This window comes from Flavobacterium nitratireducens, assembly GCF_029625335.1.
In the GTDB taxonomy this organism is placed as follows: Bacteria; Bacteroidota; Bacteroidia; order Flavobacteriales; family Flavobacteriaceae; genus Flavobacterium; species Flavobacterium nitratireducens.
On the sequence record NZ_CP121111.1, the window covers coordinates 1,818,407 to 1,830,966 of the forward strand.

Annotated in this window: 11 protein-coding genes and 1 tRNA gene; 7 read left to right on the forward strand and 5 right to left on the reverse strand. The window is 35.1% G+C overall.

The window, feature by feature from the left end; all coding sequences use genetic code 11:
* Positions 1-127: 127 nt before the first annotated feature.
* The 4 genes from P5P90_RS08655 to P5P90_RS08670 form a co-directional block, all read right to left on the reverse strand.
* A complete protein-coding gene (locus P5P90_RS08655; RefSeq protein ID WP_278034327.1) occupies positions 128-1,165 on the reverse strand; it encodes a glycoside hydrolase family 53 protein in 1,038 nt (345 codons plus the stop codon).
* A 2-nt stretch (positions 1,166-1,167) separates the two neighbouring features.
* The gene (locus tag P5P90_RS08660; protein ID WP_278034328.1) at positions 1,168-2,265 is read right to left on the reverse strand and encodes a glycoside hydrolase family 53 protein; all 1,098 of its coding nucleotides are present in this window, start codon (positions 2,263-2,265) and stop codon (positions 1,168-1,170) included.
* Positions 2,266-2,369: 104 nt separating this feature from the next.
* Positions 2,370-3,392: an aldose epimerase family protein gene (locus tag P5P90_RS08665; RefSeq protein WP_278034329.1), complete on the reverse strand. Its 1,023-nt coding sequence runs from the start codon at positions 3,390-3,392 to the stop codon at positions 2,370-2,372.
* 245 nt (positions 3,393-3,637) lie between these two features.
* Positions 3,638-3,717 (reverse strand) — tRNA-Leu (locus tag P5P90_RS08670).
* 285 nt (positions 3,718-4,002) lie between these two features.
* Here P5P90_RS08670 and P5P90_RS08675 point away from each other — a divergent pair.
* The 3 genes from P5P90_RS08675 to pth all read left to right on the forward strand — a co-directional run bounded on the left by P5P90_RS08675 (position 4,003) and on the right by pth (position 6,466).
* Positions 4,003-4,944 (forward strand): ribose-phosphate pyrophosphokinase, encoded by a 942-nt coding sequence (locus P5P90_RS08675; RefSeq protein ID WP_278034330.1) that lies wholly within the window; start codon positions 4,003-4,005, stop codon positions 4,942-4,944.
* Between the two features lie 31 nt (positions 4,945-4,975).
* Positions 4,976-5,587, forward strand: coding sequence for a 50S ribosomal protein L25/general stress protein Ctc (locus tag P5P90_RS08680; RefSeq protein WP_278034331.1), 612 nt, complete (start codon positions 4,976-4,978; stop codon positions 5,585-5,587).
* A gap of 252 nt (positions 5,588-5,839) precedes the next feature.
* Positions 5,840-6,466: an aminoacyl-tRNA hydrolase gene (gene pth / locus P5P90_RS08685; RefSeq protein ID WP_278034332.1), complete on the forward strand. Its 627-nt coding sequence runs from the start codon at positions 5,840-5,842 to the stop codon at positions 6,464-6,466.
* A gap of 47 nt (positions 6,467-6,513) precedes the next feature.
* Here pth and P5P90_RS08690 read toward each other — a convergent pair whose 3' ends face one another.
* Positions 6,514-9,186, reverse strand: a complete 2,673-nt coding sequence (locus P5P90_RS08690) for a reprolysin-like metallopeptidase (RefSeq protein ID WP_278034333.1) — start codon at positions 9,184-9,186, stop codon at positions 6,514-6,516.
* A gap of 207 nt (positions 9,187-9,393) precedes the next feature.
* On the opposite strand from P5P90_RS08690, the gene P5P90_RS08695 reads away from it, so the two are divergent.
* The 4 genes from P5P90_RS08695 (at position 9,394) to bioB (ending at position 12,557) form a co-directional block, all read left to right on the forward strand.
* A complete protein-coding gene (locus tag P5P90_RS08695; RefSeq protein WP_278034334.1) occupies positions 9,394-10,326 on the forward strand; it encodes a bifunctional riboflavin kinase/FAD synthetase in 933 nt (310 codons plus the stop codon).
* A 142-nt stretch (positions 10,327-10,468) separates the two neighbouring features.
* Entirely contained in the window at positions 10,469-10,876 is a 408-nt protein-coding gene (locus P5P90_RS08700) for a hypothetical protein (RefSeq protein ID WP_340696391.1), read from the forward strand.
* 66 nt (positions 10,877-10,942) lie between these two features.
* Positions 10,943-11,380 (forward strand): hypothetical protein, encoded by a 438-nt coding sequence (locus tag P5P90_RS08705; protein WP_278034335.1) that lies wholly within the window; start codon positions 10,943-10,945, stop codon positions 11,378-11,380.
* A gap of 91 nt (positions 11,381-11,471) precedes the next feature.
* Positions 11,472-12,557 carry a biotin synthase BioB gene (gene bioB / locus P5P90_RS08710; protein WP_278034336.1) on the forward strand — a complete coding sequence of 362 codons (1,086 nt, stop codon included), beginning with the start codon at positions 11,472-11,474 and terminating at the stop codon, positions 12,555-12,557.
* Positions 12,558-12,560: the final 3 nt, after the last annotated feature.

Genomic DNA, 12,560 nt, shown 5'->3' on the forward strand with positions numbered 1-12,560 from the left:
CATATTTTTGAACCATATAAGACATTTAAGGCAATATAAGGTTTTTATTTTAATCTATAGAGTTTCCTCATTTCTAACATTCAGAAATATGGTTTACTTATTTCGTCTTTATTCTGAATCCAATTCATTATTCTTTAAAAGCATCCAATGCTGGTGAAGGTTTCCCATCTGGTTGCCACGCACTCAAGCCATAACCACTCCAAGATTTGGCTCCTTGCGGTTCCCAATACAAAACGCCCAAACCTTTATGATCGGGAACGGCTCTTACGGCTTTGATCGTAGCATCTAGAAGTTCTTTGGTGTTTTGTACTTGTTCATCAACACCTCCGACTTCGACCACCATTACTTCTTTCTGATAACGTGAAGCCATATCGTTCAGATTCTTTTGTAAATCGGCTATGGTTTCTGAATAGTCTTTTTTAATCCAAAACGGATAATAAGACAAACCAATTACGTCATACTTTACTTGATGCTCGGTAGCTTTATCAAAAAACCAACGGAATTTTTCGTTGTTGTTTCCTTCGTCTACGTGCACAATTACTTTGATTTTGGCATTCACAGCTTTGGTCGCTTCGTATCCTTTATTCAACAATTGCGCCAGTTGCGCCCAATTGTTCGTGCTCCCATCAGGCCAAAGCATTCCGCCTGGAATTTCATTTCCCACCTGAACCCATTCCGGAGTAACACCTGCTTTTTTTAAAGCGGTCAACACATCAAATGTATGTTCATACACTTTTTTCTGTAACGCATCGAATGATAAATTGACCCAAGCAGCAGGTTTGGCTTGTTTGGCGGGATCGGCCCAAGTATCGCTATAATGAAAATCGATCATAATGCGCATTTTGGCTTTTTGAGCACGCAAAGCCATAGCTACTGTTTCTTCCTTACTGCAATGACCGCTTACTTTATCTTGGCTTGGATTGACAAATACACGCAAACGAATGGTATTCATTCCGCGTTCTTTTAGCAATTGCAAACAATCTTTTTCCTTTCCGTCGGTATCATAAAAACGATAGCCCGTAGCTTCCATTTGCGGCAACCAACTCACGTCGGCTCCTTTGGCGAAAGCCATTTTATTTTTCTTTTGTGCCAAAGCGATAGTGGTACTACTTATAAAAAGAAGCAGTAGCACTATTCTTTGAAAAACGCTAATTGTAGTATTCATAACTAATTGGTAAATGCTTGCAAAACGGGCAATGCTTTATTTGAAAAATCATAGAATGCCTGATTTTCGAAAGTAGACCCATTAGTAGCTTGGTTGCCTTTGAAAGAAACCCATTCGCCTCCCCAATACGCAAAACCTTGTCCGTAAGTAGATGATTTCACTAAATCTTTAATTGCCAAAACAAAGTTTTTTTGCCCCTCTGCTGTAGCTGGATAACCACTAACTAATTGTGAATCTAACCCAACAATATTATTCGTCCAGTCATTATAGCCCAATGTAAAAGGATAAGCTGTTTCTGCAATCAATACTTTTTTAGAAAAGTTTTTTCCTAAGGCATCAATAGTGTTTTTTATTGTGCCTAAATCTTTACCGTGCCATATTGGATAATACGACAAACCGATATAATCATAATCGACACTTTTTACTTTAGTAAAAAACCAATTAGTATCTGTAGCCGAAACACCTGCATAGTGAATCATAATTTTGGTACTTGGCGCTTTGCTTCGAATGGTAGTACTCATTGTTTTTAACAAATCTATACATTGTGCTTCTTGATTGATTAAATGTCCTTGAGGCCATAGCAATCCGGTATTGATTTCGTTCCCGATTTGAATAATATCTGGATTAATTTCGGTCAAAATAGTTGTGGTGTATGAAGCTACCGCAGCTTTCAAATCAGTAAACGATAAGTTTTTCCAAGCAGCTGGAGTGGTTTGAACCGCAGGATCTGCCCAATCGTCAGAATAGTGAACCGTTAACCAAACTTTTAAACCTGCTTTTTTTACTCGCTGTGCTAGAGTTTTTACTTCAGTCAACCCAGAATGTCCATTGGCAGGGTCTTTCCACAAACGAATTCGGATGGTATTACAACCAGCAGTTTTTAATGTAGTCAACATGTCTTCGGTTTTTCCGTTGTTGGTAAAAACGACACCTGCCGCTTCTATTTCTGGTAAAAAAGAAATATCAGCCGCTTTGATAAAATCACTTGTTACTACAGGTGGCGTAACGGTTCCGCCATCGCTTTTTTCGCTATCGCTCGAACATGCTGTTTGCAACAAAACGCTTAGAAGAAGAACTATAGTTAAAAAGGTTTTTTTCATATTTGTAAAATTTATTTTTTAAAGGTCAAATATGTTATAGCCTTTATTTATAAGTGTTTGTTTTCAACAAACCTGTTGTTAATGGCGATTTCATAATTAGGTAATTAAATTGATTTGGATTGGAATTTATAGGTCGTTTTTTGCGTGTAAACCTCTCCTTTTTTCAAAACAGCAGATGGGAAATGTGGGTGATTAGGTGCATCTGGGAAATTTTGAGTTTCAAAACAAATTCCGCTTAACGCATGATACGAAGCATTCTCTTTTCCTTTTAAATCAGGTCCACAATTACCGCCTACATAAATATGAACGCCGGGTTGATCGGTATAAACGTCCATTTTAATATTGGATAATGAACTAAAAAGTGTTGCTTTTACAGCTTCATTATTTTCAACCACAAAGGTATTATCGATGGTTGCAGGACATTTTTTAGCCGTTCTATAGTCAAAAACAGTATCTGCTACCTCTAAAATTTTACCGGTAGGAATACAATCCTCTCTGGTTTCTAAAACTTTTTGAGCATACACAATTAAATCTTGATTACTAACATCCGATTGATGTCCGTCAAGATTAAAATAACCATGATGCGTCAAATTAATAATCGTATCTTCAGTCGTTGTTGCCTTATAATCAAGGATTAATTCGTTTTCTTCAGATAATGTATAAGTCAAACTTACGGTAAGTTCTCCAGGATAATTTTCCTCATTAGCAGCACTACTATAACTCAAAGTGATTGAAGGATTTTTGCCCGTAGTTACAGCCTCGACTTTCCATGTTTTTTTACTAAAGTTATTGATTCCTCCATGAAAAGAATTTGGTCCATTATTGATGGCTAATTGGTACGTTTTCCCGTTCAATTCAAATTTACCTTCATTAATTCTTCCCGCATAGCGTCCCACTGTTGTTCCGATATAAGGCGATCCATCTAGTTGAAAGGATTTTTCATAACCTTCAACCGAATCAAAACCTAAAACCACATCAATTAAATCACCATTTTTAGTTGGAATTTTTAAGGAGGTAACCGTAGCTCCAAAAGGTATTACTTTTGCCACTGCTCCATTTCCATTTGTTAATTCGTAAAAAGGAGCATCATAGTCCAGAGTGGATAAATTATTTTCAGAAGTTGACATATCTTTGGTTTTTTTATTTTGGGTTGGGAAAGCAAAAATAGGAACAAACTACACATATTATATACCAGCACCTACCAGTTTTTAAAAATAACCACTAGATATAAACTGGGTATAATGCAATATTAAAGGGGGTAATTCCGCCCATTTAGACAAAAATAGAGCCTTTTTCTTTACTATAGACTAAAACCTCTGGAGGAAACGAAATAATTAAAAACAAAAAAGCCTCTTTTTTCAAAGAGGCTTTGTACCCAGGACCGGGATCGAACCGGTACTCCTAAGAACTGGTGTTTGAGACCAGCGCGTCTACCAATTCCGCCACCTGGGCATAGGCTAAGAATAACGAATTATTCTATAGTGGTCAATAAGATTTTAAATAAACTCTAAAAGTCTTATCGTTTAAGACGGTGCAAATGTAAAAAATAATATTAAAGTTTCTAACAAAATTAATGGAAATTTTACTTTCACAGTCAAATTAATTTTCTAAATTTGCAGCTCGTTAAAACAGCATATACTAACTCACTACATCCGAGACATTTACAGGTTTTTTAGCTTTGAAAAAAAATCGAAATTAAAAAACACAAAACAAATCGGAGTAAAAACAACAAATCAAATGTCACAAAGAGAACCAGAAGCTAAAATTTTTGCTTGTTCAAAAAGTGTCTATCTAGCAGAAAAGATATCCGAAGCATACGGAATACCGCTAGGGAAAGTTTCTTTATCACATTATAGTGATGGTGAATTCCAACCATCATTTGAAGAATCAATAAGAGGATTACGCGTTTTTCTTATTGGATCTACATTTCCGAGCACCGAAAACTTAATGGAGTTATTGTTGATGATTGATGCTGCGAAACGTGCATCAGCAAGACATATTACTGCTGTGATGCCATACTTTGGTTGGGCTAGACAAGACAGAAAAGACAAACCTAGAGTACCAATTGGAGCAAAATTAATTGCTAAAATGCTTGAAGCTGCTGGTGCAACTAGAATTATGACCATGGATTTACATGCTGATCAAATCCAGGGTTTCTTTGAAAAACCAGTAGACCATTTATTTGCTTCTACTATTTTCTTACCTTATGTAGAAAGCTTAAAGTTAGACAACCTGACTATTGCTTCTCCAGATATGGGTGGTTCAAAGAGAGCTTATGCTTACTCAAAATTCTTAGCATCTGATGTTGTGATTTGCTACAAACAAAGAAAGCAAGCGAACGTTATCGACACTATGGAACTAATTGGGGAAGTAAAAGGTCGTAATGTTATCTTGGTTGATGACATGATTGATACGGGAGGAACACTTGCAAAAGCTGCCGATTTAATGATCGAAAGAGGTGCACTAAGCGTAAGAGCGATTTGCACACACGCCATATTATCGGGTAATGCTTATGAAAGAATTGAAGAATCAAAACTTAGCGAGTTAATTGTTACTGATTCTATTCCTTTAAAGAAAGAATCTAAAAAAATCAGAGTGGTAAGTTGCGCTCCACTTTTTGCAGAAGTGATGCACATGGTACAAAACAACAATTCCATCAGTGGAAAATTTATCATGTAAAAAAGAGTATTAATAACTATAAATATTTAAAATGAAATCGATTACAATTAAAGGATCAGAAAGAGAAAGCGTGGGCAAAGTTGCTACTAAAGCCTTACGTAATGCTGGAGCGGTTCCTTGCGTGTTATACGGAGGAGATCAACCAGTTCATTTTTCAGCAGAAGAAAAAGCATTCAAAAACTTGGTTTACACTCCAAACGCTCACACAGTTGTGATCGACCTTGGAAACGGTAAAACTTTCAATGCTATCTTACAAGACATTCAAGTTCACCCAGTTTCTGACAAAATCTTACACATTGACTTCTTTCAATTATTTGATAATAAAGAAATCACTATCGAAGTTCCTGTTAAAATCACTGGTAACTCTAAAGGAGTTATGGCCGGAGGAGATTTACGTATCAACAACCGTAAATTAAAAGTTAAAGCTTTACCTAAAAATCTTCCTGATTTTGTGGAAGCTGATATCACTCCTCTTGACATGGGTAACAAATTATATGTTACTAAAGTACCTACACCAGACTTCAAAATCATGCACCCAGACAACACAGTTATCTGCCAAGTGAAGATGTCTCGTGCAGCTATGAAAGCAGCTCAAGAAGCAGCAAAAGCAGCAAAAGCACCTGCAAAAGGAAAGAAAAAATAATCTTTTTTCAATCATACTTAAAAGCATCAGTTATCCAACTGGTGCTTTTTTTTTGATTAAAAGCGAAAGACAAGGATTACCAGCAAACAAGATTCCCGCTATCGCCTATATCTCTCCACTACGTTACGAGGATAGCGGCTCTATCGGGGCTAATTTGGGTTTTATAGTTTTGTATTTGTCATTAATAACCGGAAAACTCAAAAAATTAGCAACTCTGAAACTTAGAAACTTCAAAAAAACTATTTTTGCAAAATGAAAAACTGGTTCAAAAAGCTGTTTTCAAAAACAAAAACAGAGAACAACACAACTGATATGAAGAAATTTTTAATTGTAGGCTTAGGAAATATCGGAGCCGAATATGTAAATACACGTCACAACATTGGTTTTAAAGTATTGGATCATTTAGCCAAAAAAGAAAATCTTGATTTCCAAACCGTAAAATTGGGTTCACTCGCCGAATACAAATTCAAAGGAAGAAGCTTTTTTTTATTAAAACCCAATACCTACATGAATTTAAGCGGTAAAGCGGTTCAATATTGGATGGAAAAAGAAAACATCCCATTGGAAAACGTATTCGTAATTACTGATGATTTGAATTTACCCTTTGGTACCATACGAATCAAGCCTAAAGGCAGCGACGGTGGACATAACGGACTTAAAAATATTAACCTGGTACTAAACACCAATCAATACACTCGTTTCCGATTTGGTATTAGCGATGAATTCAAAAAAGGAAAACAAGTAGATTATGTTTTAGGCGAATGGAACTCTGCCGAAAATGAAGCCCTTCCAGAACGATTAGAAATAGCTTCAGAAGTGATAAAATCATTTGGAACAGCTGGACTAGAAAACACAATGACAACATTTAATGGTAAATAAAAAAAGGCGAGAACAAACACTCGCCTTTTTCATTGATTCATAACACATTATTTAATAATAATCTTAGTCGATTTTTTAATAGAACCATCTACCAACACCACTAAATACACCCCTGAATGTGGCTTTTGAGACATTTGTATATTTTGATTAAAACCACCATTGTTTACATATTTCTCAGCAAAAAGTCTTTTACCAACCATATCAAAAACCATAACTTCTAGTTCTTTACTAGTTGAATTACTGATATATTGAACATTAAAATTACCATCATTAGAAGTAGAACTAACTATCAAATCACTGGAAGCATCTCCATACGGAATCAACTTATAATCCTGCGTACAAATACTAATCGATGCCGAATTCAAAACTCCTGTATCATTGGTAAACATATCTCGCATACGCAACGTCCAATTTCCTTGAGGATTTTCGCCATTAAAATCACCTAAAACACCATCTGGAGCAACAGCTTGTAAAGAAGTATTCGAACAAGACAAACTCTCACCTAAATCGTCAAATACCAATCTCAACTTACCATTACTATCTCCACAGGCATTGTACAATAACTTAACAACTGTCCCTTGAGGGCTTACTAAATCCATTTGAATATCAGAAAAATAAGAATGTGTAATTTCTAAATTAAGATTTACATCAGCAACAGATGATGAAGATGCCGGAAATGAAATTACTCTTGTAGTATCAAAATTACTTTGTTCAGGTATTTCATAAGGGGTAGCAAAATTAAAAGTTTGACAACTCGATTCCACAATATAACCAATAGCGAAAGTGGTACTATTTACAGCATAAAAAATATTATCCGTTGGTTCTATTAAAACTCTACAAAATTTCGAAGAAACATTTGGAACTACTATCACCTCATTACCATCATTTGGAACAGCGGCTGCTAAAGTAATTGGAAATGTTAGCCCGTTATCTGTAGATAACTTGATGTTTACTGTAGCAGCTCCAGCCAAAGTATTTGTTCCATTTACATTCCATGTAATTGTTTGTTCAGCATCTTGAAACCAACTTAAATTCTCGGTATTTTGAGAGGTAACTTCAAATGGACCTGTGTTTGCGTTTACCGTTACAACCATTTCATCAGAAACTGTTTGAGCCAATCCTTCAGCAGCATTATCTCTAGCTGTTAACACAAAATGTAATGTACGACCAACAGATGAAACAGATTCCCATTTACTAGTCAACCTACCTGCCAAAACATTTTCAAAGCTTGGCATATAACGAACAGCTGTGCTCACCGGCGGAAAAGATCTAAAAAGCGGACCATTTGTTTTAGTACTAACAGCCAAACTTAAATCGCCACTAGCAGAAGTTGCTGGGTCATTTTGTTCCCAAACAAAACTATCCGTAGCTACATTTCTAGCAGTGCCTTTTAAAACAAATGGGGTCGATTTAGGAATCGTGTAATCCGAACCAGCATTTACCGTTGGTGCCGCAGCCGTTATTGTTGAAATTTCTGGACAAGTTTTAGTAGCTAAATTAGTTTGTATTTGACTTATACTTACAAATGAAAAATAATCACTAGAACGCAATTCCACATCATAATCAGTTGTAATTCCCGCATAACCCATTATAGTAGAACCACTTCCAGGCTCAACATTAGCTGAAGTACCTTCAATATCATAAGAAAATGTATGATTAGCACCTAACTGATGTCCCATTTCATGTGCTACAAAATCGATATCAAAGGCATCTCCTTTGGGTATATTATTTGAGGGTGACGTATATGCGCTTCCTTTACCTGAATTACACACACAGCCAATACATCCAGCATTTCCTCCTCCACCAGTGGCTCCAAACAAATGCCCTATGTCATAATTTGAATTGCCAATTACTGTATTTAAATTATTTTGTAATTCAGCACTCCAAGCACCAGCAACATCTTCGTTTCCTACCCCTGTTGTAGCATTAGAATACGGATCAGTTGAAGCATTAGTATAAATAATTTGATCATTGTTTGCAATTAGCAAAAGTTTGACTGCTAAATCTCTACTAAAAACCCCATTTACACGAGTCATAGTAGCATTCATTGCAGCAAGAGTAGCATTTACTGTTCCACCATGATAAACCGCATATTCGCCTGTGCAGGACAAGGCTAATCTAAGTGTCCTAAATTTTTGATCACTTGAAACTAATTTTGATGTTTGCTTACTTGTCTTAGTTGAAAAAGAGTTATCTACGGTAGAACAATTAAAAGGCAATCGTTCTTTTATCTTTTTTTCCGAATCAAAAACAACATAAATACCTTTATTATCTGAATCTTTTTCAATAAACTCCATTTGATTTCCATTTCGACTTATCATCGTTTGGATACCCAAAGAAGACATACTAAAATTCAAAACTGCAGTTGGATCAGAAATACCCACACCTGAATAAGAGCGGATATCGGGATATTTAGCCTGCAATTCTGGTTCAAAATTAGAATTCTCATGTATAGAAAATTTTTCAAATTCTCCTTTGGCATTTGGAATAATGATAACAGTTACAGCAGACTGTTTTGTATCATGAATAATTTGTAGCTTGGATTTTATATGTTCTTCATCCAATTGAAATAAAACAGCGTTTGAAGATTCAACTTTACCTAAAAGTCTAGCGGTAGATTGAACAGCAGAAGCATCAACACGTTTCCAAGGGTTTTTATCTTGCGCATTAACAATGGAGAAAAATAACAAAAAGAATACGAATAGAGTATTAATTTTCATAAGCTGCTAAATTTATGTTTCAAAAATACGCGATTCCAATCAAAAATATTGAACAGCATCGTTAATTAACAAATGAATATCTATGCAATTACCTCAATTACATCCATTTTTTACTAATTCTACCAAAATCAAATAAAAAAACAGAAACCACTAAGCCTAAAATATGATTTAGATAGTATAAATTTGCACTACTATAAAATAATCACTTTGAAGATTTTTCATTCTATAAAAGATTTCAGTTCTCCAAAAAAAACAATTCTTACTTTGGGAACTTTTGATGGGGTTCATATTGGCCACAAAAAAATACTAGAAAGGTTAATTCAACAAACGGTTGACACTAACTATGAAAGTCTAGTATTGACTTTTTTTCCCCATCCAAGAATGATTTTACAGGAGCGTTCAGAAATAAAATTACTAAATACTATTTCTGAAAAAATTGATTTGCTAGAACAATTAGGGATTCAAAATTTAGTCATACATCCTTTTGACGAAAGTTTTTCAAGACTAACTGCCGAAGAATTTGTTAAGACAGTTTTGGTAGAGCAATTTAAAATTCAAAAAATTATTATTGGTTACGACCATCGATTTGGACGAAATAGAACTGCCGACATCAATAACCTTATTGAATTTGGTAAAAAATACGACTTTGAAGTTGAACAAATTTCTGCCCAAGAAATCAATGACATTTCGGTAAGTTCCACCAAAATCAGAAACGCCTTGAATGAAGGAAATATGTTTTTGGCTAATAAATATCTAGGCTATGATTATTTTTTATCTGGAACTGTAATAAAAGGCAAACAACTAGGAAAAACAATAGGTTTCCCAACTGCTAATCTTTCTATTGAAGAAGATTACAAACTGATCCCTCAAAAAGGGGTTTATATTGTGTCAAGCACAATCGACAATCAAAAAGTATTTGGAATGATGAATATTGGCCATAATCCAACGGTAGGAGGCGAAGAGCTATCGATTGAAATACATTTTTTAAATTTTGATGCCGATTTATATGACCAAAACATTAGTGTTTCCATTCTTAAACATATTCGTGCAGAGCAAAAATTTGACTCACTAACACTTTTGAAAGAGCAAATCGAAAAAGACAAAACTCAAACGCTCGAGTACATCAAAGCGCTTTCATAAGTAAATAAAAAACTAGGCCGTTTTTTAAATTAACTCCTATATTTTACGTAAATTCGATAGACAACACCTTGTTTATCAAACATTTATTTTTTAACCCTAAAAAATTAAGCGCATAAAACTGCCTAAAGAATTTTATAATGGAGTGATTATTTTTATTGGTATTGCACTTTATTTCTTGTTGATGGAAGCGCTACACCTCTCCAATTTTTTCTACCTAAGACTATTCAACATTATTTTTATCTACTATGGTGTAAATAGAAGCCTGAAGACCAATTTTGTTGAAGGAAAAACGAACCTTGCAGACAATGCCATTTCCGCATTATTTACTTCATTAACTGGCGTATTTTTAAGTATTTCAGGACTAGTAGCTTATATCTACGCAAAAGGTGGAGATGAATATATCAAAACACTTTCTGAATCGTTGTTATTTGTAGGAAGCCCTTCTGTTATGACTTATAACATTTCTTTACTCTTTGAAGGAATTGTTTCTGCTGTTATTGTTACTTTTTCACTTTTACTATTCTGGAAAAAGAAATATCCATCGGACTAAACGGTTCCCTATTTAAAGTAGATTGGGTTTTATTTTATTTAGTATTCATCCATAAAAAACAGTATCATGAAATCTACAAAAGAAATCACTAACGGATGTATTATTTTTATAACCATCGGAATCTATTTTATACTGATGGAAATGCTTAAGCTATCTGATTTGTTTTATTTACGAATACTAAACATCTTATTTGTTTTTTATGGTGTAAATCGAACAATCCAGATGAACCTTGACGAAGGAAAGAAAAAATTTGTTTCCAATGCTGTATCCGCTTTATTTACCGCAATTATAGGTGTAGTACTAAGCATAATTGCTCTTGTAATATATAGCAATTTACGAGGAGGAGATACATTTGTTCAATCGCTATCAGAAAGTTTCCTTTTTGGCGGAAATCCTTCAATAGATGCTTATTCGATTTCTCTCCTTTTTGAAGGACTAGCCTCATCTGTCATAGTAACCATGTTATTAATGCTCTATTGGAACAATCAATTCTCAACTGATTAATCTTCTTTTTTAAGTCCAATCGTTTTTACAGCTATTGCATTGCCGTTTTGAACATTTTAACTACTTTTGAGCCATCAAAAATCACAATACAATGAGTATTACAAAACACAATTGGACAAAAGAAGAGATTATTGCGATATATAATAAACCAATGATGGATTTGCTTTACGAAGCAGCTTCTATCCATAGAGAACACCATGACCCAAATGTGGTTCAGGTATCTACTTTATTATCTATTAAAACAGGAGGTTGTCCAGAAGATTGCGGGTATTGCCCACAGGCAGCACGCTATCACACAGGTGTTGAAGGAAACGAGTTAATGTCTGTTAATCAAGTAAAAGCACAAGCTTTGCGCGCTAAAGAATCAGGTTCTTCACGTGTATGTATGGGGGCTGCATGGAGAAACGTTAAAGACGGACCAGAATTTGATCAAGTTCTAGAAATGGTTCGTACCATTAACAAATTGGACATGGAAGTTTGTTGTACACTAGGTATGCTAACGGAAAACCAAGCGCATCGTTTGGCAGAAGCAGGATTATATGCATACAACCACAACTTAGATACGTCTGAGGAATATTATAAAGAAGTTATTTCGACAAGAGGATTTGAAGATCGTTTAGAAACAATTGACAATGTTCGTAAAACGAATGTAACGGTTTGTAGTGGAGGTATTATTGGAATGGGAGAAAGAATCGAAGACCGCGCAGGTATGCTAGTAGCGCTTTCAACTTTAAACCCACAACCAGAATCAGTACCTATCAATGCATTAGTTGCTGTTGAAGGAACACCAATGGAAGAAGAAAAACCAGTTGAAATTTGGGAAATGATACGCATGGTTGCAACGACTCGTATCGTAATGCCAGAAACTCAAGTTCGTCTTTCGGCAGGAAGAACTAACATGAGTCGTGAAGGACAAGCTATGTGTTTCTTTGCGGGAGCCAATTCCATTTTTGCAGGTGATAAACTTTTAACTACTCCAAACCCAGATGTTAATGAAGATATGAAGATGTTTGAAATGTTAGGACTGATTCCTCAAAAACCATTCACAAAAGTATCTCAGCCAAAAACAGTTGAAGCAGAAGATTCTCAATTTGCTCCACTTGATGAGAAGCCAAAATGGTCTCGTCCAGGTCACGTGATAGAAAGAAATGTTGAAGCTTCAATAAAAGGAAAATAAATA